Below are 21,539 nucleotides of genomic sequence, written 5' to 3' on the forward strand. Positions count from 1 at the left end.
TTATTTAATTCCTCCAAAGTTAATATACCGTCATCTTCCTTAATTCTATACATTCTTGAATTATATTCTATCGTTAACTGTTTATCTAAATGTCTATTTAAATTAAAAACTTTTCCTTTTAACAGCTTATTACAATAGTCCTTAATAATATTATATAGATGTTTATTTAGCCTTTCACTTTCCTGAATCTCTTCACCAATCATAGCTTTAATATCTAACACTTGCTTTGTTGTATTATCAAAATGATACAAATATTTACTTTTATATAATTTATCTAGAGGTATATTGTTTACTGTTGTCTTTTCTAAAATATTTACCCAAGAATTATTAAAATAACCATGTTTGTACCCTTCAAGATAAATAAATAATTCTAACCGATTAATATCTTCATGAATTAGTTGTCCAAGATTTAAAGATATAAAATGATTACCCTTCCTTTGCTTTAAAAATTTGCTAATATGTTTTTTAAGATGATGTATAGATACGTATTTGGGGCAGATATTTGTAATGTTTTCTTCTAAATCGTATAGATTAAGGAGGATATGTATGCAGTTAATATCATTTTTATAAAGAAATTTATATATTAGTCCATCATAGATACTACATATATCATTATTTGCTATTGCCACATCAATACCTCCTTTTTATCAATTGTTGACAATCCTTAGATGTATTAAACATTGTAACTACAAATTTTTAAAGGACAGTAAAGACTATTATACTACATAATTCTTCATAATTGATTAAAAATATATAATAGTTTTTTTACAAAAACTTAATATCTTAGATAAATGTTATATAGCTAATTGGGCCTTTTAGTTAGAATTTCTATTATTTCATCATAGGAACTATTTAATTCAATTTTATATCTCCCAGTAACAATTTTTTTATCTAATTTTTTATCTTTGACAAATAAAATAAATTCATCTATATTATCTATCAAGTTTGCATTGTAAAGTTGCTTTGAAACCCTAGTTAGACTAGAACCGCTCTCCACAACAATTTCTCTCTCTCCTACCTCTACCTTTATTTCTTCTATATCTTTTGGTACTTCCTTCATTTCATCATTTGCTGATTCCATAGTATTTTCTTCATCTGCTAACTCTTCCATATTTATTACATCTATGCTCTCTTTTAAACCAACCATCCCTAGACCTCTTGCTCTTTCCATTATTATATCGTCGGTCAAATCTATATATTCAATCTTAGGATAAAATAAATACAAAGTACTAGCAATAATAATACCTATACCTACTCCTAAAAATAAATATGTAATCTTAATTTTTTTGTCCATAAATCAACTCTCCTTACATATCTTATCTAATAATAAAACTCAAAACTTACTATACCATATTCTTCGTCAACAGAGTATGAATAACTCTTCAAGCTTATTAATTTATAATTTTCATACACAGTATTTTCAATAATTTCATTTAATAATATGTTTTCATTATTGAAATTATTTATCTTTATTAATAAATGTGACTTTCTTTTTAAAAGAATATTTTTTATTTGATCTTTTAATTCATCTTTTCCATTTACAATAAGGTCATTATATTTAAAATAATTATATTTTTCTCCATTTGCAGATGGATAGTCTTCCTTATTCCAAGTATGTGATTTAGATATTTCATCATCATTTAAATTAAAAAAATTATATCTTATTATATCAGAGCCATCACTTGTCACCGGGTCATCCCAAGTAGCATCTATATGGTAATACTCATCTTCTATTTTCACTAGATTCCACGCATGATTTTCTCCCTTGGATTCTCCGATTACTATCACGGATTCAATTCCTATACCATCTAATAAGTATTTCATAGATTTCGCATATCCTTCACATACACCACGCCCCAATGCTAATATTCCATAACTAGAATAGGATTCAGGGGGTACTACTCCACTTGTAAATAGTTTATCATCATACTTACTGTTATTAATAATATAATCATGTATGGTTAATATTTTTTCATAATCAGACATCTCTGGTAATATATAATTTGATATAAACGTCTCTCTTATCTTTCGTATTTCCTTTTGATGATTATTTATATCTTTCTTGGATTTTGAATAAAAAAGACTTAAATTCCCAAACTGATATTCAGCTGCTTTATAATACATTATCTCAGGATTCTCATTAGATATTTCTTCTAAAACATTAAATATCTCTTTAGGGTCTTTGAATAAAGCCATGCTTTTAATATCTATTCGTTCCTTACCCTCCAGCAATCCTTTTTCAAGCTCTAAATAGAGCTTAGATCGTTTATTAACTTCTACTGGATTTTCGTCTGTATTTACTCTTAAACTACCTTGTAAAGAAGTATCGTACATATTATATCTTGAAAAAAAATATACAAAAGCAATTATAATTATAATAATCTCTACTAAAAATATTTTTATTAACTTTTTTCTCATAATTTCACTCCTCAATATCTTCACTAATAGTATATAATAAAAGTTATAATACTCCAACTAGAAAGATGGTCCTAAAATAAAAAACAAACCTTTTAAATTTTTATTTAAAAGGTTTGTTTATAGCAATATATCTAAAAATTAAAATTCTAACGCAAAATGACTATCTATTTCATCTGAATATGCTGTAATAGTATCTAATATGAAGTAGGATATTTTTAGGTTTAGAGAGAGTGCAAAATTCAAATCATTCTTAAAACCTATTTTTAATGAATATTCTTCTACAACTTTATCAATATATTCTTTTATAGTATTTCTTAACTTTGTTGTAGGAATATCATATATATCCAAATCATCAATATTAATTACATTCTTTTTAAAATCATGATTTATCGCAAAATCATTTAATTGCGATTCATATTTTATATGTTTTATCATACTATCCATAAATGTCCATCTATTCGCATGGGGAAGACACACATAATCACTTAAATAATGAGAGATTATTCCTATTTTTTTACTCAATATTTTTATTGCTAATGGATCTAGTATTTTATTGAATTCTAGATATCTACTAATAAATATGACCTTCATGATTTCCTTAGCAATATAATTTAAGCTTTCATCTTTATAATGTCTAATAAATTTATATTGAGGCAGCATATCAGGACATACTGATCCCCACAATAATTTTTCTTTATCTAATTTTAAACCATATATATCAAATACATTATCATATATTTTCGATGCAATAATTTTATGAGAGTCTGAGAATATTTTAAACACCCCTTTGCAAAAACTTACGTCCCACTTATAGTATAATAATTAGAAAATAAAGTCAACATAAAATATATATCAAAATTGTAATAATTTCTCATTTAGATAATTATTATACAGTAAAAAATCATCATTATTGAAAAGAACAAAGGTAATATCTAAATCAGTCTCTTCTTTATCAATGAAATCTATAACTGATTTTATTGCAATTTTCATAGCCTTTTCAATGGGATAACCATATGCCCCGGTCGATATAGATGGAAAGGCAATTGTTTTGATATTATATTCCTTAGCAAGATTTAGAGAACTATAGTAAGCATTATATAATAATTTTTCCTCTCCTGATATTCCATCTTTATATATTGGACCTACTGTATGTATTACATATTTACTTGGAAGATCTCCAGCTGTAGTTATTCTAGCTTCTCCAGTAGGGCACCCCCCAATCTTTTTACATTGCTCTAAGATTCTTTTTCCTCCAACTCTGTGAATAGCACCATCAACACCTCCACCTCCTAATAAAGTGTTGTTAGCAGCATTTACTATAGCATCCGCCTCTATTTTTGTTATATCTCCTAACATAGTCTTGATTTGTGCCTCTTTATATTTAAACATAAAATCACTCCTATAAATTAAATATTAAATCTATTTCTTATTTTACATATTAATTTAGCGCTCTATCCAAGCTATCCCAGACATTAGCAGTTTCAAAACCTTTTCTCCAAGAGGCTATGCCAGCCAATTCATACTTATGGATTAATGAAGCTTTCTTATCTAAGGATTTTGCATCTTCTAACCATATTTTATATATAATATTATCTTTTTCTATTTCCCCATAGTATTGTAAAGAATTATTATCCCAAATTAAATTAATATTATTTTCTAATATAAACTTATTAGCCGTTTCCATTGACAATGCTTGAGAAGATAATTTTCCATCTTTTTCTATCCATAACCTTGTATAAAAAGGTACTCCTAAGATTAGCTTATCGTTGGGAATATATTCCAATACACCTAGTATACTTTTCTCAACCCATGGATATTCTGCCACTGATCCAGCAATAGGACTACTAGCCCAGTGTTGATCATATGCCATTAGAATCATATAATCAACAGCTTCCGAAAGCCTTTTCCTATCAAAACATAAAGACCAATTTTCAGATGTGGACATACCTGTCACATCCATAGATACGCTCATTCCAGCCTCTTTAAATACCGGATATAACTCTCTTAAAAATTGAGTAAGAAAGTCCTTAGTCTTTAGATGCACATTCTCAAAATCAATATTAATCCCTTGAAATCCATATTCTCCATAAAGATTTAATATATCTACTATCAATTTTTCCCTTATGCTGCTTTTAGATAAAAGTTCATGAGTTAAATCTGGATCAAAATTATTATTAATTAATGGCCAAATTTCATAGCCCAACTCATTATATTTTTTCACATACTCTATATTTCCTTTATCTAATATATTTCCATTATTATCTATAATAGAGAACCATGTTGGTGATATTATGTTAATGCCAGGAATTTCATCTATTCCTTCTGCATTTTGTATCTTTCTATAGGTATAATCCCAAGTTAAATTTATAATTTCTCTACCTATATCTTGAGTGTCTTCCTCAATAGATTTTTCTACTTTAAACAAATCTTTAGTATAATTTATTTTTAAATATTTTTTTTCAATAAATCCTGGTATTCCGTCTATGGTCCTTACTTTATACCAAGATTCATATTCTGCATATACATTTAAAATAGTTCCTGCATTGATATCTTTTGCTACAATAGGCGATTTTATATCCAAATTACTTCTTATTACAGCATCTTCTCCAATAATTTCACCCTTTAAATAAAGTATGTCACCGTAATCAAGTACAACAGCATTTGTTTCTTCAAAATAACTAATATCTATACTGTAATTCTTTAAGATTATATCTATAGGAATATATATTTTTTCATTAAATTTTTTTATTACATTTGTAATAAAAAATTCTTTGTTATTAATACTTGCAGTCGTATCATCTAATTTATATCTAAGAACTTTTTCTTTATCAGTAATTATTAATGTTTCTTCTGAATCATCATAAAATATATCATTATCTACAAAATATTCAATAGTTGGAAATGAAAGATACAATATATCCTCATAAAATAGCACTGCATCTTCACTATCTACCTCCTGATCTTCAACAATTAAATATAAATCGTCAGAATATGCAATTACTTTTTGACTAGGACTTATATATTGTTCATAATAAATAAATCCACTAATAGTCCCACCTAAAATTAATATTAAAAGCAGAATTAATACATTTCTTTTCAATTTACTCCCCCCTTGTCTGAGCAAAATAATATTTTATCCTACTTACATAGTATAATGTAAAGTATACGTTTATACAAATGCAATTAATATTAATTTAGTTATAGTATCATATGAACTAAAACAGGTAGTCAAGTTTAAACCTAAATCTAGACTACCTATTAATATATGAAGTAAAAAGATTATGAAGAACTATTATTTTAAAATCCATTCATATACACATTTTTGCCTCTCTCCATCTTGATACATTTCATTATAAGGTGGCAAATCTATTATTTCTTTAAGTTTAAGACCTACTTTCTCACAAGTTGCTCGAGATGGAAAATTATCTGGATTACAGGTTATTATCAATCTATCCATTCCATGAGCAATTGCTACTTGTTTAATAATTTTACAAGCCTTTGTCGCATAATTATTGCCTCTATAAGCTTGTTCAATACTATAGCCAATATTACCACCATAATAAATATTCTCATTATATCCAATACGAATATCAATATTACCTATGCTATCATTTGAATTATGCATGGTAATCCTATATTTATATGCTGGCACATATCCTTTTTCTTCATTAGAAGGTGTTTTATCTTCTATTCTTAAATCTATTTCACCATCTGTTAGAAAATCAAAATCTTTGAACTCAAACATCAGTATCCCCATCCTTTATTTAATCATAAATACTTCTTTCTAAGTATAAACTCCTATAATTTTAACTCTTCAAAAGAACTTGACTCTCAATGGATTTCAAAACAACTTTCTATAATGATTCAATAATATATTTCTATAATAGAAATATATTATTCTCCCTACATTCCTGTAGTATTTCTTCTGTCCAAACTGATGCCTGAACCTCTCCGATATGTTTTTTCTCTAAAAAAAACATACAGATTCTAGACTGACCAATTCCACCTCCAACTGTAGCTGGTAATTCCCCATCTAACAATTGCTTATGATATTCTAAGGATTTTCTTTCTTCAGCATTAGCTATTTTTAATTGTTCTTTTAATGCTTCCTCGTCAACTCTTATTCCCATACTGGACAATTCTAAAGCAGAATTTGTTGTAGGATTCCAAAATATAATATCTCCATTTAAGTTCCAATCATCGTAATCAGGAGATCTTGTTCCATGAGGTTTACCTGAATTCAATTTTCGTCCAATCTTTGATAGAAATACTGCTCCATATTTTTCTGTTATAAGGTGTTCTCTTTTCTCTGGAGTTTCATTAGGATATAGATCCTCCAACTCTTGAGTAGTAATAAACTTTATATCCTCTGGTAATTTGTGGGTAAAAATTTTCGGATATAAATTATCTATATATCTTTCAGTTTCTTTAAAAACATCATATATATCTTTTACTATCTTAATTAAATAGTCTGTCGTTCTATCACTTTTTCCTATTACCTTCTCCCAATCCCATTGGTCAACATAAATAGAGTGTATATTATCTAAAATTTCATCTGGACGTATAGCGTTCATATCTGCATAAAGCCCTTCACCAATATGGAATCCATACCACTTTAATGCTAATCTCTTCCATTTTGCTAGAGACTGTACTATTTCAATCTTCTCATTATATTTTCTCATTTCAAAAGACACTGCTTTTTCTACTCCTGTAAGATTATCATTTAATCCACTCTTTGGTGTTACAAATAATGGAGCTGATACTCTAATTAAATTTAATTTTTCTGATAATTTTCTCTCAAAATAATCTTTTATTTCTTTTATTGCTATTTGAGTTTCTCTTGGGTTTAACTGTCTCATCTTTTTTCCTCCTAATTTAAAATTCATAATAACAAACGAAAAGAACTGTTCCATTTGTTTGCCTTCTTCAGATTATTTTACGCAGTTTCACAACTCAAACCTATTCAATTGCTACTTAGGATATAATTCAGTGGTGTCCGTTATGACCTAACGTTCGTTGTGTTAGGTCATAAAAAAACCTTTCATCCAAATAAAGGACGAAAGGTTAAATTCCGTGGTACCACCTTAGTTAGCAATAAGCTCTCTTAAATAAGTACGGACTTTACAGTCGATACTCTATAGTCGATATCAGGCTATTCCCGTCTAGGCCTACTCTTCTACAATTTCGGTTAGATGCTCAAGAATGTTCTTCGCTTATTGATTTGTATCGGATTTCCACCATCACCGATTCTCTATAACATCTTCAATAAACTACTCTTTCTATCAAAGCGTTATTTTTAAATTATAATTAGTATAGCGTGGTATTTAACTAAAGTCAAGAGAAAATAAAAATATTTTTAAAATTTATTTATGTAAACTAGTTTCTAGATGAAAGTTGTAATCAAATAATTGAATTATTAAATCAGGGAAGATTGTCTATTTTTTCATACTATATAAAGATTATAATCAAATCTACCACTATACATAGTTAACCTATCTCTGGAAGGCTTCTTAGCTCCCCTATCAATGTCACAAATTCGATCTTGAAGCATTCACTTTATTATGGTAAACTTTTCATATATATTACCAAGTAATTTTTTTAAACGGTATACGCTTATAAAGCGAACTTATATAATCTTGCATGGAGGAACAGTATGAAAATTACGGCATTGGTTGAGAATCAAACTAAATGTGAATTAAAAGCTAAACATGGTTTATCATTATACATAGAAACACAAAATCATAAAATTCTATTTGACTTAGGTCCTGACAATACTATTTTTGATAATGCTAAAACAAGAGGTATTGATCTTTCTAAGGTTGACACAGTTATTATCTCACATGGGCATATGGATCACGGTGGAGCTTTAAGTTGCTTTTTGCAAATCAACGCAACTGCTAAAATTTATGTGCAAAAGAAAGCATTTGAGCCACATTATAGCAAGTTCATTTTTCTGAAAATGAATATTGGTATTGACGATAGACTTGAAAACCATCCGCAGGTTGTCTTAGTCGAAGGTGACTACGAAATTGATGATGAGTTAAGCCTGTTTACTGTAAGCCACACAGATAAATGTTATTCTAAAGCGAATGATGCTCTATTTGCAAAAGGTCAAAAAGATGATTTTTTGCACGAACACAACTTAATCATTAAAGAAAACCAAACAGCACTTATAATGGGATGTGGTCATACAGGTATTGTGAATATTATGGAAAAAGCCAAATCATATCATCCACAACTATGTATTGGCGGCTATCATTTATTTAATCCATTGACTAAAAAAACTGTATCTACAGCCTTATTAAATGATATTGCACAAGAGTTGAAAAAGTACCTCCAAACCCAATTCTATACATGTCATTGCACAGGAACAGAAGCATTTCAGTTTCTATCACAACAAATATCCAATCTGTTTTATCTGTCATGTGGAGAAACAATTGAATCCTAATTTATAAAATTATGAGTATTCACTTGATATGAGTGATTTTAGATCCATTAAAGCTAATTCCAATTACATTGCAATAAGGTTGAGGTTGCCTTTCGCTTATCCACAAAGAGGACAACCGAGTTATGACCGTCTGCCTGTCCTTTTTATTGATAATGTTATTTGAAAAACGTTTTAATGCACTATGCGAATCATCTTCCTTAAAATAGGTTGCTGCTTATAATAAAATATTACTCATTAAAATATCTTAAAATACTTTTCACTCCTAATAACGCTGTTTCATCCTCCTTAGCAGGTTTATTATTTGTGTTATGACTAAATACTACTGGTAAAATATCATAGACATTCATATGACGAAGTAAGCAACAAGCAGTATCATAAGCCTTATTAATATTACCATCTCCACCGCCTACAACAATCACTGCACCTTTTTTGCTTTTTTAATCGGTTTTTCTTTTCTAAAGAATCTGGCACAGAAATATGTTTGTAAGCGACTACCTATATTTAACAAAGCTCCTGTTAATTCTGAAAAATAGATTGGTGAAGCAATTAAAATATTATCACACTCTTCTATATATTTATATGTCTCCTGCATTCCATCATTTATGCAACAGCCTTCATTTTCCCAGCAATATCTACAATCAATACATGGATTAATATCATTATCATATACATTGATAATTTTATACTCACCTTTTAAATTTTCTAAGACTATATTTATAGGAGAATCTAACTCTCAGCCTTTTAAGCTAATCGTAACTTATTTACAAAATTAACTTTTATCCTATACATTAGATATTTGTTTCACATAATTTAGTTAAATTAATATAATAATATTAGGCATTATACATGCCTTATCAAAAGTTCGTTATCTTAATTCACCCAAATAGATAAAACACCCCCATATATATAAAGAGACCTTTAAATAGGTCTCTTCTCTATTTAAAACAAAATATCCTAGATTATTCTAGAGTCTTATTATATCTATGGAGAACTGTTATAAATCTTTCTAATGTGATAGGTTCCTTAGGACTTGTTCCATCAGTTAGACCTAATTTTATTGCCCATTCCATAGCTTCCTTTGCCCAAACACTATAGCTTTCTACATCTATAGTTTCTTTGATTCCCAGATTATTTAAAACTCCTTTAGATATTGCTAAAGCTAATTCATCTTGTTTACCTCTTAGAATTTTACAATCTTCTATATTAGTAATAAATCCTAATTCTATTAATGCACTTGGCATAATACTTTGTCTTAATACTGCAAAGTTAGCTATTTTTATTCCTCTGTCTAATGTATATACTTTATTTTGTAGTATGCTGTCTTGAATATATTTTGCTAGTGTAGTACCTTTACTGCTGCTAGGATAACTGTATGTTTCCACACCTTTAGCATTTACACTTTCATCTGCATTACAATGTATAGATATAAATATATCTGCATTAGCTTTATTAGCCATAGTCGCTCTTTCTGAAAGTTCTATAAATATATCTGTAGTCCTTGAATATAGCACATCTATATTGTATCTTTTTAAAATTTCACCTACTTTTAAAGCTACAGATAAATTTATGTCTTTTTCTCGTAAACTATTGCCTAATGCTCCTGGATCTTTACCTCCATGCCCTGCATCTAAAAATACTTTCATTCTTATTCTCCTTTCTCAATATATCAATAGCTTGAGATATTATAGAGAGATATACTCTAATTAACTATGTATTCTCAGCTATAGATAATAATTCATTTACAATACATCCTATTATTACTGTATATTTTATGAAACTTGTCTCAAAATATATGTCTAATTTATAAGATATTAACATTATAATTAGATAATTAGTCCATGTCTTTCTTATATATTTCTGATTATTCCAAACCCTTTGATATTTCTATTTTAAATTCCATTTCTAAATATATGAATTTTTTCTTCATCTTTAATTAATTTTTCATAAATTTTTGATATCATTTATGAGTATATTTATTATGATTATATAGAACCTCATTTCAACTAATTTCCTCATACTCCTAGTAGTGATACTTTTTTCTATATAGGCTTTTATCTGCATTAATTCACTATATCACTCTTTTTAAAATAATAATTAACACTTTAGCATCTTTCGCCATATATTATATTAGGACCTAAAGGATCCTAATATAATAATTAATCATTTCTTATTTTAATCCGGAGGTATTTGTTATGACTGACAATAAAGTGCGTGGCAGTTGGTTTGGTGGAGAATGTGGTATGGACACTTCTTTACTATTCTTCTTTTTAATTCTAGTGATTATTTTCTTTAACTGTGATTTCTTCTAATTTAGAATAATGGAATCGGGGCTTGCCCCCGATTCTTTTTTATACTTCTTTAAGTTCCTTAACAACTATAAATAAAAATCGTTCTATTTTATATTTGCAATATTACTAGAGAGTATAAATGTAGCCAAAAACTTAAAAATGCCCTCAGATTAATCTCCGAAAGCATTGTCTCGACCTTTTATAATCAAATTATACCATAATTAATTCTATTTCATGATACTTTTTCTTTAACTATGGTAAAGTATGGGGAGTAAAATAATAAGGATAGACCATAGAAATCAATCTATAATCTACCCTTCTGAAATTGGAACATATATTGATAGTTAATAAAAAACAGAGCACAGATCATTACAATGTCCCGTCTATTATAACTTTGTCCATAGGCTGTATTTATATATAGAAAAAGACATAACTTCCCATTGATGGAAAGTCATGTCTTTTTGGCGTACCCTGAGGGAGTCGAACCCCCGACCTTCTGGATTGTGCTAATGTTTTTTTAACATTTTACAACTTTTATTATCATGTATTTTGCAATAGCTATAGCATCATATTGCTTTATAACTTATACTAATATTTTGTAACACAAAGGTTAAAAAAGGGTTAAATATTTATTCTGCAAATGGCTAATTTGTCTATTGTAAATTAATAACAATATTCTAAAAAGGATTAAATATTTTAAGTCATAAACTCTCATGCTTTTCCCATGCTATTACCTCCCTTTATTCTGCCTTAGTAGACTTTATTATATGTCTCTTAATGTATTCCGTATGGATTAAATATTAAAATCTCTTAAATCTCCTTTAAAAGGTTATAGCACAATGAATAATAATAATATTTTATTATTAGCACTGTAATATATTTTTCGACCCTATGGGGGGACCCTTGACCCTTGCCCCGGAGAGTTACCTCTCGAAAAAATATTCCCTTCCTATAAGGCCATTCTATATTATAGTCCTATAAATGGTTCATAACTAGCATCAAATATAACAAAATAGCCACTTTTCTATTTGTAGCGAGCGATTGTCTAACGTATTTATTGTCTACGAGTACCTCCTCCTTACTCTAGCATGGAATTATTAAAGGTGTATTTTGGAATATTATAATGTTGAGTTCATTAAGACATATCCTGAATATAGTCCTTGTACTGGAATTAGGGGATTCGTTAAGGAAAATTGGAATTATTATAAGGTTTCATTTTAATTTATACCAATTCCCTCTTTAGTTAATAACTGTGTCAGCTTAGCTTATAATTGATAATTAAATATGTTAATATATAATTATCTAATATTCATTTTAGGGGGAATTTATATGGAATTAAAACTTAATTTAAAAAGCAATTCGTATGATTATCTTATAAATTCTATAGATAATTATGAAAAATCTACAAATCATGGAGACCATCATTTAACAACATATTACGAAAAGCTAAAATTAAAACTATCTTTCATACTACTTTGCCAATCATATGAACTATTACTTAAATCAATATTATTTGATAGGCAAGAAAATCTTATATACACAAATATAGATTTGGAAAACTTTAATAATGCTCATACTGTAAGTTTTTTAAATGCTATAAATAGAGTAAATAATTTTACTGATTATAAGATAGATGAAAATGATAAAATGATATTAAAAAGATGTAATAATCTCCGTAATGATTTTGTGCATTATCAGTTAGAAATTAATTTTGCACATTTAAGACAAGAATATTTAAACTTATTTATATTGTATAAAAACCTTCATTCTCACTTTTATGGTGATTATATAAAAATTCCTTACTTAAAAGATATAAAACTAGAAAAACAATTAAATCTTAAATATAAAGAAATAATAAACGATAATAATTTTACGATATTTAGAGGGAGAGACTTTTCAAAAGAGTATTTACCAGAATTTAAAGAAATGATTGAAAAAAATAAAGAATACGATTATTATATAGCGAATGATGGTCAAAAATATAAAAGGATAATGATGGGATCAGAGAACAAATTTCTTGAAAGCATCGGAGAATATGAGCGTTTATCAGAACTATGTGAAAGAGAATATTGTCATGATTGTCTAGCTAAAAAAGGAGAATATCATTTATTTGAATATATGTGTGATTTAGAAAGATGCCCAGTTTGTGGAAGACAAATATTAACATGTGGTTGTATTAAAGAAATGAGTAAATAGAACAAAATACTAATTGTAATGCAAGACTCCTTCTTTTATGGTAAAATTCCTTAAAAGGGGGAGATTTTATGGAGAATAAACTTATTTCAGTAAATGATGATATAATCAAAGATATCTCTACTAAGCTTATTGAATATCTAGATTTTAAAGATTCTATTTTTGAAAATGAATTTGTTGAAAGTTTTGGTGATTCATTTAAGGTAGTTAAACTTTTAAAAAGTGGACATGATTTAATAGCTCAAAGGAAATTAAAGGCTTTTTTAAATGGTTTTTGTTATGATAATACTCCAACCGAAGAGCAATTATTAAAATTATACAAGTATATTAATAATGAGAAAAAAGCTGAATTTATAGCTGATATGTTTTCAAAAGTACTTATGTCTAACTCTAAATTAGCTTGTATGATAATGGGAATGATGATAAACGATTTAACTGAAAACAACAAAGATATTAATCATAGCCAGCTAATTTGTGCTAATGCGTTAGTAAGCTTCTTTGATGATGATGTAAAAAACTATTATAAAATTATTGATTTTATGTATGAAAATATGAAGGAAAAGCTTATCGAGGAGTATAAGGGATTCTATCAAGGACATAGATTTTATTCGTATTGTAAAAATAATAAAATGGATACTAATAGCATGAATATGACTCTATATAAATCAATTTCCTATCAACTATTTTTAACTAATTATGAAGTTGATGTTGATGTTGATGTTGACGAAGATTTTTATGCATCAACAGATGTAAATCCTTCAACCTATATTTCACTAACAACAGCTGGAGAATTATTTTTTGAATATATCAATAAAATATCTTCTTGCCTAGAATAACTGAATATCACAACATAGCACTCTTACAAGAGTGCTTTTTCATGTATAAGAATATGTAATTCTTTCTTTGAAGGCTTATTCATGAAATCTATTAACCTTTATAATAACAGCAAAGGGCACTAAACATTATTATCTGGTACCTCTAATCAGTATATTATAAAACTATCCTTCTATTCTACCTACTCATTATCTAATAACTCTTGTTTTTTCTCTGGACTTAATTTTCTCCAAATTTCAAAACCTGCTTGATGAAATTCATCAAGTATCTTTTCCTTTTCTTCTTCTGACATTGGTGGTGGAGCTACCACATGAACAATTGCATCTCCAAGTTTATACGTTGCATCATATTTTTCTTTTTTCATACCAATTACCTCGATATATTTTAGTTATAATCAGAGTTTCTCCATTTATATGTTTATTCTTCATAATACCTTTATAAAAAATTAAAAAACAAAATAATTTCTTCCTAATGCATATGTGCAAAAAGATTCTAAGGGTTTACCCTAAAGTATTTTTGTTAGAAATATTTCTTCATATTATTCATTTACCTTAATCTTTATATAATTCTACAACTTCATTTTTAAAAAAATTTAAATCAAACTCTACATTTCCAAGGTCATCAAAATAAATATATTTTTTCTCTAAACAATAACTTTCAACTTCTTTTTTAAAATCTTTCATTTCTTCTATAGTCATTATTAACCTCCATCAAAATTTGATATATTGATTCTGTCCAATTTCATGCCATTAAATTTTAAATGAATCATATAAAAAACCCTCTTTTATTTTGCTATATATTAATTATACCAATAAAAAAGAAAAAGGGGACAAATTCCCCTAATCTATTTCATAATACTCTTTCTATTCTTGAGTTCCTCTGACAAGTCCTCTAATACCACACTTGTATAAACTTGCATAGTAGATACACTACTATGACCTAATAATTCCTGCATCCCTCTTATATTAAACTCATCATTCCTAAAACCCCTGATGCAAAATCCATGTCTCAGCTTATGAGGACTAACTTTTTTCTTTTCTCACCTTTCTTCTAGCACGTTCTTTCCTTATTCCTTCAATTTTGCCTGCTTGATAAATATGACCCAACATCCAAACAAAATTATCGTATGTGCAAGCTGTGTATCCCTCTAATTCTTTTGGTCGATACTCAAATATTCGTATTGCAATTTGAGAGTTCTCGTAAATTTCATCTGCTAAATGATTACCTGTTATTCGTCTTAATTCTATAGCCTTTTCTTTATATTCCATCTTAGTCATATTAGCAAGCCCCCTTAGTAATAGGTGAGCTATTAATAGATTTCTTAGAGTTTCTTCGCTTGCGTTCTTGTCTTATACCTTCAACTTTACCAGCTTGGAAGATAGCACCTAGCATCCAACTAAACTCACTAGTTTTTTCTATTTCTATTAAATATATTGCATATGATATATCCATACTAAGACCATATTCACCAATAAGAGTGTGTCCTATTATTTCTATTAATTCTTCTGCTTTATTTTTAAACATAAAAATACCTCCTTCAAATTTTAAGTTGAAAGAGATATCTCTCTATGATAAAATATTCATAGAAAGATACGTCTTTCAAGGAAGATAGTCCCAGTGGTCGCCAAACTACATACGAGACTATCTTTGTTCTTTTATCCAACCATCTACTGTTACTCTTTCAATTCTAATATTTATACATACTTTAAATGACTTCAATTCTTCTGTTCTTCCTCCTATATACTTGCATTTTCTTCTGATAGTCTATCCAACCATTCTTCAAAAGTTTTTGTATTAATCTTTTTCATTTTGTTACCTGATAGTGTTTGTATTTCAATGTATGGTACTTGTTTATTTGCTACCAGTCTATATAACTCTTGTTGTGGAAATCCATATAGTTTAGCAGCTTGTTTTACTGATATAAGTCTAGTTTCTATGATTGCACCTCCTATGCTATTAACTTTTTAGCTTTTATCCTAGGTTAGTAAATATCCTTTATACCGTTGCCTATTTTACTCATTTTTATAAGTAGATTTTATAAAATTTGATTCTCCAAATTTGGATTGTCCTATTTCTTTTCTAGTTCAATAAAATATTTTCTTGCCATTTTCCCTTTTTCCGACTTCTGTAACATAGCTAGTTCTTTGCCCATATCCACTGTTATTTCATAATCTGTTGCCTCATAGTCTCTTCCGTTAGCATGTTTAGTTTTTATTACATATGCTCTAAGGTCTTGATTTTCAATAAATCCATACCTAAATATCTAGAAAACCACTTCATAAATTGGTCCTTCTAGAAAATCTCATAAATCCTATTGCATATCCTCCTTACTCGTCTTTAACATGTTCCACTATATCCGATATTTCACAATTTAAGTAAGTGCATATTCTGTCTAAAACTTCCATCGCAACATATTCATTTTTCCCCATCTTTGCGAGGGTAGATGCCGATATACCTACAACTTTAATTAAATCTGTTCTTTTCATACCTTTGTCTATTAGAAGTTTCCATAATGAATTAAAATTAAAAGACAAATTATACCACCACCTTTCTTTATTTAACATTATATATTATATTATTTGATATGTCAAATATTTTTTGTTATTTATTGTATTTTAAATTTGATATATAATATTTTTTACTTTTAAATCGGTACTATTTTTATTTTATTTAGCGTAAGAACCTAGTTTTACAATAAAAAAAGAAGTGCCATAAGACACTTCTAATTATAAATTTCAGTCTACATAAAAAGATTCTAATGATTGTCCAGAGGTGCTAAAAAACTGAACATATCCACTTGAATTAACAAGAATTTTATTTTGCTTTAATACCTCTTCCAATGCATAAATCATATCCTTTCTTAAACTTTCGTCAAGAACTAACCATTCACCATTGACTTCAATAATTAAATCATTATCAGAGTTAAAATATACCTTTTCGGACATTATAGGTAATTCTGGAACATTTAATGCCTCTCCTATTATCTTAACAAACTCATTTCTTCGTTCATTTATGCTTTCAACAGCTTCTTTTATTTCTTGCAATTCTTCTTCAGTGTATTCGTTTGCAATATCAAATGTAAACTCATCATTCTCGGATGAACATGAAGTCAGTAAAATTAATAGAGCAAGTAAAGCAATGACCGTTTTCACTTAATCCCTCCCCCTTGCCATAATTTTACCCTAAGAATAAAGTTTTATCAATAAAATATTCCAAATATTTCCATATGCATAGGTAAAGAAAAAACCAGTATGAAACTGGCTTCTATTCTGACCATATAGGATATCTACTTGGAGCAATCTTTCTATATCTCTAGAATTTAGTCGTTATAATAATATTCAATTCTGAGTAAATCTTTTGTTTGTATTATTTTTTTACTTTTTTTAGTATCTGAATAGAAAGATATATAATTTTTATCAATATCGAAATCTTCAAATCTAATATTTAAATCTGTTACAACTTTGCCATTCTGACTATAAAAGATTCCTACAGATTTTATTTCTTTCTTTAATCTCTCTTCGTGAGAAAATATAATCGCCCAAATTATATAAGGACCATAAATATACAATGCAATAGTAGCAGTAATAAATTCTGTAAATTCTTCTTTGACATATGCATAATCAGTTATAAGCAATGTTAAAATTACAATTAATAATAGATTGAAAATAATTGATATTATTATCAATACTACGACCAAAAAATATCGAAAGACAAATCTTATAAATTTTTTCCACTTCTTATTCACCATGTTAATTCCATATCTTTTTCTTGTAGTCCGTATATAAAAATAAATCATTAATATACCCAAAACAATAACCAAAATTAAAATAAAATTTAATGCAGTAATATTTACCTTAGAATTTGATACTATCCATAGAAAAGAAAAAGCTATTACAGGTACAGCTAGTGTAACTTTTATGAAAGAACGAAGTAATTTTGCAACATCATCTGATACTATTACTTGTCTATGTTTCCACTTTACATTTGATTTATAAAAAAAATGCGTTACTAGAGATAATATAATTCCAGAAGTAAATAAATAGTTTATTAAATTGATTGGCGATTCTTTTATAGAACTAGATATCTTATAAAAATCAATAATCTTATCCAATTACATTGCCCCCTTTTCTTACTTACTTCTACATAAAACCTCAAAATCCTCTATTTATTTATCGCAAATTTCGACAAGCTTTTTATCCCATGCAAAAAAGCCAGCATGAGCTGACCTTTATTTTAGTTTGTGTGGAATTTTAAGTAGGAGATATATTCTACAAATGTTTTTAATCTTTCTTTATTTTGAATTACTTAATAAATAATTATTAAAAGCTGAACATGCAACTAACATAAATTTAGCTTCTTCAAATGTAGAGTCTACTCCACCTATATCTAAAGAATGCCTTATTCCAGATTCATCACTAGTATATCCATATAAATTTGAAAAAGCCTTCTTAAGTGCTGGATGGATATTTACTCCTTTTTCTTCTAATTTTTTCAAAGCATCTCCAAGAGTTGCCTTATTATTAGTAGTTATTATTTTAGCCATAGCTTCTACAGAACTTATGCTTTCTTTTATTGAGTTTTCATAGTCTGGACTTTCCCTATCTGATAATTTTTCTAGTGCTTTACTTATGTGCTTTTTCACTTCATTATAAGGAATATTTGAACTTTTCTCTATTGACTCTATTTCAATTTTATCTGATATTGGAATAATATAATTATCAATTAATCTATAACCTACAAATTCTATTTCCAATATCGCATTTATAGTATTCTTAAAATCATCATAGTTAAATTTCATTTCACACAGAGTTATTTTAGCCCAGAACTCAATAAGTGTAAAAACATTAGACCAATGATCTTTATATATTGTATCTTCTATAGCGTCAAAGAAAGTTGTTTCTGCTTTACTCCCATAATAATTTGAATCATAAACATAATCTGTTAAATAAAACTCTTGTAAAAAAAGGTTAATAAATCCTTCTCTGCGACTAGAACTATTCTCAATTTTTGTTCTATAATTCTCCATAAAATAATTATATATTCTCGTCCTTACCCTATCATCAAGGGATTCTATCTGAATATCTGCACTGATTGGAAAATAATCATTTCTATCCGAAAATCCTCCTCTCCATTTTACTTCTAAAGCTACACTTTCTAAATCTGGATTTCTCAAAAATACTCCCCCTTTAACTATTTTCGTCAGCGTTTAATCTTCTCTCTAGACCACTTCTAGCATATTTCATATAGTCAGATACATCGTATAGAAAAGAAAAAAGATTGCTATATGTCAACCTGCCTACAATAGAGGCAACCGCTTCATGCACTGCTCCAGAATAATCATAAAAGTAGCTATTTGTTTCGTATATATCTTCTATTCGCTTTAAATTATTGTTCTTATATTCCTTTTCTAAACTTTGCCGTATGTCTTTTGCCATTTCTAGTGCTTTCTTTTTATCTTTTTCATAAACAGTTTGTCCTTCTTCTGATAGATTTAAGTAATAATTTATCTTTTCTAATACTTCTTCTATAGTCACTTGATGTTTACCATCATATAAGATTTCTCTCAATCTAATCCCCCTTTATTTCTAGGTGAAATTTCCATTTAAAACGGTTACTTTATATCCCAATCTTTTCTATAATGAATAGAATTAATTAACCCTACAGATTCTTCTGACTGTCCTATTAATAGATGAGCTTTACCATCTCGAAATATAAGGCTTCCATATTCTTGTTTCTTCTCTTCTTCTGTAAGTTCTATTTCTGGTGCATATTTTATTTCTATATCATTGAACCGATAAAGCTTTTTCCATTGGTCTATATTTATACAACCCGTGTTTACTATAGACTCAAGAATTTGTTCTGCATCTTGTAATACAATCTCATAATTATAATCATACAAAAGTCTTATACTATCTACTATCTTATTAGAAATAACATTAGTAAATGTTTTGTTGAAAAAAATCGTGACCTGAAAGGTTTTATTTTCTATTATATGATAAATTTTCAATGCTATGATCGGCAATGCTTCTTTACTTTCCTTGTCAAAATGCCATCCCTTGTATGTATTTTTAACTTTTTTTAAAACAAATAAATTTGAAATATCACAGTTAAATCCATCGTTATCTAAGTGCTCAATAATATATCCTTGTTCATTAAGTTTTCTGCTTATATATTCACCAAAATAATAATCAAATACCATATGATGAAGGTATTTTTTATACTCATTTGAATAAAGATATTTATAATCTTCAATAGCTTTTGGAGTTTTAGGGATTCGAAATCTAGCTTTTTTCACCATTTCAAGTAGTTCTTTAGTATAATTGACAAAGGCTAACTTACGTAAACCTTTTATATTTATTGAAATGCTTTCATTATAAACACTTAAAGACACATTTTCATCAATTTCTAGTCTATCAATTTTAATTTCAGACATATAACCCCCCCTATTTCTTTTACCCAAATTATACCATACTTGTCCATGATATGTAATATAAAAAGGCTCACCTATATCCTAGGTGAACTTTGTTCTTAAAATATTAGTAAAAATATATGCCTTTATTTAGCAACAACATACTTTGATAATTTTATTCCTTTATTTATTTCCGCTTGATATGACTCAGGCATACCAGCACTTTTAAGAATATTTTTTGGTGTATAGTTATTTTCCTTTATTTCATTTGCATATTCTATACCAAATAGATGTATCATTACTGATTGCTCTCCTCTTGGAGCATTATCATACATAGATTTTAAAATATTACCAAGTTCATTTACTGTCATTTATCCTACCTCCCTAAACATAGAAATATCCAATCTATAATACTTATTTTAAGTTTCCTCAACTAAATTAATTTTATTTGCTATAAAATCTAATAGCATTTCTCTCCAATTCATATCATTAATCCAAAATTCCATGCCTTTTTTCCTATTGTTATAATGCAATACACCTATATCACACCAAATTGATACTAGTTGGCTAGAAGTTTGTTGAAATGTAGTATCTTGTTTAATATTATTGTATAGATAACTTCCTATACCATCTTTCTCAGTTCCATCTTTAACCTTACTAACACTATTGCCTAATGGTACTCTACCTTTCTTCTTAATATATAATAGCAACCCATCAATTTGAGCATTAGTAAAATCAAACGTATGCTCTTTTCCATTCTTATCATTTTTTGAAATAAAAATTTTAGAAATAAAAATCTTCTCTCCATCATAATCCCATAGAAAAGGCTTTTCTTCACTCAAAGTATATCCTTTTAATAATTTATCTTCCATCTGCGATACACCCCCTTTAGAGATATATTCTATAAATGTCTTGGAAATCCTTCTTTAAGTTATCTAGTTCTTGGATA

30 protein-coding genes and 1 other annotated feature are annotated in these 21,539 nt (G+C 27.9%); of the genes, 3 read left to right on the top strand and 27 right to left on the bottom strand.

Going from position 1 to position 21,539, the window contains the following annotated elements:
• From RDK80_RS15255 to asnA, 8 genes are all read right to left on the bottom strand, one after another.
• Window positions 1-629 (bottom strand): hypothetical protein (locus tag RDK80_RS15255; protein WP_308524764.1); only part of this gene is annotated, 629 nt, incomplete at its 3' end.
• A gap of 173 nt (window positions 630-802) precedes the next feature.
• Window positions 803-1,294, bottom strand: coding sequence for a hypothetical protein (locus RDK80_RS15260; protein WP_308524765.1), 492 nt, complete (start codon window positions 1,292-1,294; stop codon window positions 803-805).
• A 26-nt stretch (window positions 1,295-1,320) separates the two neighbouring features.
• Window positions 1,321-2,418 carry a transglutaminase domain-containing protein gene (locus RDK80_RS15265; protein WP_308524766.1) on the bottom strand — a complete coding sequence of 366 codons (1,098 nt, stop codon included), beginning with the start codon at window positions 2,416-2,418 and terminating at the stop codon, window positions 1,321-1,323.
• Window positions 2,419-2,556: 138 nt separating this feature from the next.
• A complete protein-coding gene (locus RDK80_RS15270) occupies window positions 2,557-3,201 on the bottom strand; it encodes a zinc dependent phospholipase C family protein (protein WP_094904002.1) in 645 nt (214 codons plus the stop codon).
• A 69-nt stretch (window positions 3,202-3,270) separates the two neighbouring features.
• Window positions 3,271-3,807 (bottom strand): O-acetyl-ADP-ribose deacetylase, encoded by a 537-nt coding sequence (locus tag RDK80_RS15275; RefSeq protein ID WP_308524767.1) that lies wholly within the window; start codon window positions 3,805-3,807, stop codon window positions 3,271-3,273.
• A gap of 49 nt (window positions 3,808-3,856) precedes the next feature.
• Window positions 3,857-5,518, bottom strand: a complete 1,662-nt coding sequence (locus RDK80_RS15280) for a glycosyl hydrolase family 18 protein (protein WP_308524768.1) — start codon at window positions 5,516-5,518, stop codon at window positions 3,857-3,859.
• Between the two features lie 192 nt (window positions 5,519-5,710).
• Window positions 5,711-6,163 (bottom strand): GNAT family N-acetyltransferase, encoded by a 453-nt coding sequence (locus RDK80_RS15285; RefSeq protein ID WP_308524769.1) that lies wholly within the window; start codon window positions 6,161-6,163, stop codon window positions 5,711-5,713.
• Window positions 6,164-6,296: 133 nt separating this feature from the next.
• Window positions 6,297-7,277: an aspartate--ammonia ligase gene (asnA, locus tag RDK80_RS15290; protein WP_308524770.1), complete on the bottom strand. Its 981-nt coding sequence runs from the start codon at window positions 7,275-7,277 to the stop codon at window positions 6,297-6,299.
• Between the two features lie 190 nt (window positions 7,278-7,467).
• Window positions 7,468-7,713: a binding site (T-box leader), on the bottom strand.
• Window positions 7,714-8,071: 358 nt separating this feature from the next.
• Between asnA and RDK80_RS15295 the strand changes: the two genes are divergently transcribed.
• Window positions 8,072-8,866, top strand: a complete 795-nt coding sequence (locus RDK80_RS15295; RefSeq protein WP_308524771.1) for an MBL fold metallo-hydrolase — start codon at window positions 8,072-8,074, stop codon at window positions 8,864-8,866.
• Between the two features lie 227 nt (window positions 8,867-9,093).
• On the opposite strand, the gene RDK80_RS15300 is transcribed toward RDK80_RS15295, so the two are convergent.
• The 4 genes from RDK80_RS15300 to RDK80_RS20135 form a co-directional block, all read right to left on the bottom strand.
• Entirely contained in the window at window positions 9,094-9,285 is a 192-nt protein-coding gene (locus RDK80_RS15300) for a hypothetical protein (protein ID WP_308524772.1), read from the bottom strand.
• Window positions 9,282-9,584 (bottom strand): flavodoxin family protein, encoded by a 303-nt coding sequence (locus tag RDK80_RS20130; protein WP_374041676.1) that lies wholly within the window; start codon window positions 9,582-9,584, stop codon window positions 9,282-9,284. The genes RDK80_RS15300 and RDK80_RS20130 overlap by 4 nt, the downstream gene beginning before the upstream one ends.
• Window positions 9,585-9,825: 241 nt before the next feature.
• Window positions 9,826-10,509 (bottom strand): N-acetylmuramoyl-L-alanine amidase, encoded by a 684-nt coding sequence (locus RDK80_RS15305; protein WP_308524773.1) that lies wholly within the window; start codon window positions 10,507-10,509, stop codon window positions 9,826-9,828.
• A gap of 64 nt (window positions 10,510-10,573) precedes the next feature.
• Entirely contained in the window at window positions 10,574-10,717 is a 144-nt protein-coding gene (locus RDK80_RS20135) for a phage holin family protein (RefSeq protein ID WP_374041677.1), read from the bottom strand.
• 1,766 nt (window positions 10,718-12,483) lie between these two features.
• Between RDK80_RS20135 and RDK80_RS15310 the strand changes: the two genes are divergently transcribed.
• Both RDK80_RS15310 and RDK80_RS15315 read left to right on the top strand, forming a co-directional pair.
• Window positions 12,484-13,350 carry a hypothetical protein gene (locus tag RDK80_RS15310; RefSeq protein ID WP_308524774.1) on the top strand — a complete coding sequence of 289 codons (867 nt, stop codon included), beginning with the start codon at window positions 12,484-12,486 and terminating at the stop codon, window positions 13,348-13,350.
• A gap of 68 nt (window positions 13,351-13,418) precedes the next feature.
• On the top strand, window positions 13,419-14,183 hold the full coding sequence (locus RDK80_RS15315; protein ID WP_308524775.1) for a hypothetical protein: 765 nt from the start codon (window positions 13,419-13,421) through the stop codon (window positions 14,181-14,183).
• 179 nt (window positions 14,184-14,362) lie between these two features.
• Here the strand turns inward: RDK80_RS15315 and RDK80_RS15320 are convergent, their stop codons facing one another.
• The 15 genes from RDK80_RS15320 to RDK80_RS15375 form a co-directional block, all read right to left on the bottom strand.
• The gene (locus RDK80_RS15320) at window positions 14,363-14,545 is read right to left on the bottom strand and encodes a hypothetical protein (protein ID WP_308524776.1); all 183 of its coding nucleotides are present in this window, start codon (window positions 14,543-14,545) and stop codon (window positions 14,363-14,365) included.
• Between the two features lie 187 nt (window positions 14,546-14,732).
• A complete protein-coding gene (locus RDK80_RS15325) occupies window positions 14,733-14,879 on the bottom strand; it encodes a hypothetical protein (RefSeq protein WP_308524777.1) in 147 nt (48 codons plus the stop codon).
• 146 nt (window positions 14,880-15,025) lie between these two features.
• Window positions 15,026-15,193, bottom strand: coding sequence for a hypothetical protein (locus tag RDK80_RS20140; protein WP_374041678.1), 168 nt, complete (start codon window positions 15,191-15,193; stop codon window positions 15,026-15,028).
• Window positions 15,194-15,203: 10 nt separating this feature from the next.
• A complete protein-coding gene (locus RDK80_RS15330) occupies window positions 15,204-15,458 on the bottom strand; it encodes a hypothetical protein (RefSeq protein ID WP_308524778.1) in 255 nt (84 codons plus the stop codon).
• 1 nt (window position 15,459) lies between these two features.
• Window positions 15,460-15,705, bottom strand: coding sequence for a hypothetical protein (locus RDK80_RS15335; protein WP_308524779.1), 246 nt, complete (start codon window positions 15,703-15,705; stop codon window positions 15,460-15,462).
• A gap of 212 nt (window positions 15,706-15,917) precedes the next feature.
• Window positions 15,918-16,133: a helix-turn-helix domain-containing protein gene (locus RDK80_RS20145; RefSeq protein WP_374041679.1), complete on the bottom strand. Its 216-nt coding sequence runs from the start codon at window positions 16,131-16,133 to the stop codon at window positions 15,918-15,920.
• Between the two features lie 116 nt (window positions 16,134-16,249).
• Complete coding sequence (locus RDK80_RS20150; protein WP_374041680.1) at window positions 16,250-16,444, bottom strand: antA/AntB antirepressor family protein; 195 nt, start codon at window positions 16,442-16,444, stop codon at window positions 16,250-16,252.
• A gap of 64 nt (window positions 16,445-16,508) precedes the next feature.
• Window positions 16,509-16,715 carry a helix-turn-helix transcriptional regulator gene (locus tag RDK80_RS15340; protein ID WP_308524780.1) on the bottom strand — a complete coding sequence of 69 codons (207 nt, stop codon included), beginning with the start codon at window positions 16,713-16,715 and terminating at the stop codon, window positions 16,509-16,511.
• A 201-nt stretch (window positions 16,716-16,916) separates the two neighbouring features.
• On the bottom strand, window positions 16,917-17,333 hold the full coding sequence (locus tag RDK80_RS15345; RefSeq protein ID WP_308524781.1) for a hypothetical protein: 417 nt from the start codon (window positions 17,331-17,333) through the stop codon (window positions 16,917-16,919).
• Between the two features lie 167 nt (window positions 17,334-17,500).
• Window positions 17,501-18,292, bottom strand: a complete 792-nt coding sequence (locus tag RDK80_RS15350) for a hypothetical protein (RefSeq protein ID WP_308524782.1) — start codon at window positions 18,290-18,292, stop codon at window positions 17,501-17,503.
• A gap of 180 nt (window positions 18,293-18,472) precedes the next feature.
• Window positions 18,473-19,354 carry an AbiJ-NTD4 domain-containing protein gene (locus tag RDK80_RS15355; protein ID WP_308524783.1) on the bottom strand — a complete coding sequence of 294 codons (882 nt, stop codon included), beginning with the start codon at window positions 19,352-19,354 and terminating at the stop codon, window positions 18,473-18,475.
• Window positions 19,355-19,367: 13 nt separating this feature from the next.
• Window positions 19,368-19,748: a hypothetical protein gene (locus RDK80_RS15360; protein ID WP_308524784.1), complete on the bottom strand. Its 381-nt coding sequence runs from the start codon at window positions 19,746-19,748 to the stop codon at window positions 19,368-19,370.
• A 44-nt stretch (window positions 19,749-19,792) separates the two neighbouring features.
• Window positions 19,793-20,614 carry a hypothetical protein gene (locus tag RDK80_RS15365; RefSeq protein WP_308524785.1) on the bottom strand — a complete coding sequence of 274 codons (822 nt, stop codon included), beginning with the start codon at window positions 20,612-20,614 and terminating at the stop codon, window positions 19,793-19,795.
• A gap of 122 nt (window positions 20,615-20,736) precedes the next feature.
• Complete coding sequence (locus tag RDK80_RS15370) at window positions 20,737-20,961, bottom strand: hypothetical protein (RefSeq protein WP_308524786.1); 225 nt, start codon at window positions 20,959-20,961, stop codon at window positions 20,737-20,739.
• A 48-nt stretch (window positions 20,962-21,009) separates the two neighbouring features.
• Complete coding sequence (locus tag RDK80_RS15375; protein ID WP_308524787.1) at window positions 21,010-21,462, bottom strand: hypothetical protein; 453 nt, start codon at window positions 21,460-21,462, stop codon at window positions 21,010-21,012.
• Window positions 21,463-21,539 lie beyond the last annotated feature (77 nt).

Origin of the sequence: uncultured Tissierella sp. (assembly GCF_902479755.1) — a bacterium.
GTDB classification, from domain to species: domain Bacteria; phylum Bacillota; class Clostridia; order Tissierellales; family Tissierellaceae; genus Tissierella; species Tissierella carlieri.

What these genes read in the sequence shown, in the direction of transcription:
- RDK80_RS15260 (WP_308524765.1), bottom strand. Translation starts at nt 1,294, where the DNA reads ATGGACAAAAAAATTAAGATTACATATTTATTTTTAGGAGTAGGTATA.
- RDK80_RS15265 (WP_308524766.1), bottom strand. Translation starts at nt 2,418, where the DNA reads ATGAGAAAAAAGTTAATAAAAATATTTTTAGTAGAGATTATTATAATT.
- RDK80_RS15275 (WP_308524767.1), bottom strand. Translation starts at nt 3,807, where the DNA reads ATGTTTAAATATAAAGAGGCACAAATCAAGACTATGTTAGGAGATATA.
- RDK80_RS15285 (WP_308524769.1), bottom strand. Translation starts at nt 6,163, where the DNA reads ATGTTTGAGTTCAAAGATTTTGATTTTCTAACAGATGGTGAAATAGAT.
- asnA (WP_308524770.1), bottom strand. Translation starts at nt 7,277, where the DNA reads ATGAGACAGTTAAACCCAAGAGAAACTCAAATAGCAATAAAAGAAATA.
- RDK80_RS15295 (WP_308524771.1), top strand. Translation starts at nt 8,072, where the DNA reads ATGAAAATTACGGCATTGGTTGAGAATCAAACTAAATGTGAATTAAAA.
- RDK80_RS15305 (WP_308524773.1), bottom strand. Translation starts at nt 10,509, where the DNA reads ATGAAAGTATTTTTAGATGCAGGGCATGGAGGTAAAGATCCAGGAGCA.
- RDK80_RS15310 (WP_308524774.1), top strand. Translation starts at nt 12,484, where the DNA reads ATGGAATTAAAACTTAATTTAAAAAGCAATTCGTATGATTATCTTATA.
- RDK80_RS15315 (WP_308524775.1), top strand. Translation starts at nt 13,419, where the DNA reads ATGGAGAATAAACTTATTTCAGTAAATGATGATATAATCAAAGATATC.
- RDK80_RS15320 (WP_308524776.1), bottom strand. Translation starts at nt 14,545, where the DNA reads ATGAAAAAAGAAAAATATGATGCAACGTATAAACTTGGAGATGCAATT.
- RDK80_RS15325 (WP_308524777.1), bottom strand. Translation starts at nt 14,879, where the DNA reads ATGACTATAGAAGAAATGAAAGATTTTAAAAAAGAAGTTGAAAGTTAT.
- RDK80_RS15330 (WP_308524778.1), bottom strand. Translation starts at nt 15,458, where the DNA reads ATGACTAAGATGGAATATAAAGAAAAGGCTATAGAATTAAGACGAATA.
- RDK80_RS15335 (WP_308524779.1), bottom strand. Translation starts at nt 15,705, where the DNA reads ATGTTTAAAAATAAAGCAGAAGAATTAATAGAAATAATAGGACACACT.
- RDK80_RS15365 (WP_308524785.1), bottom strand. Translation starts at nt 20,614, where the DNA reads ATGTCTGAAATTAAAATTGATAGACTAGAAATTGATGAAAATGTGTCT.
- RDK80_RS15370 (WP_308524786.1), bottom strand. Translation starts at nt 20,961, where the DNA reads ATGACAGTAAATGAACTTGGTAATATTTTAAAATCTATGTATGATAAT.
- RDK80_RS15375 (WP_308524787.1), bottom strand. Translation starts at nt 21,462, where the DNA reads ATGGAAGATAAATTATTAAAAGGATATACTTTGAGTGAAGAAAAGCCT.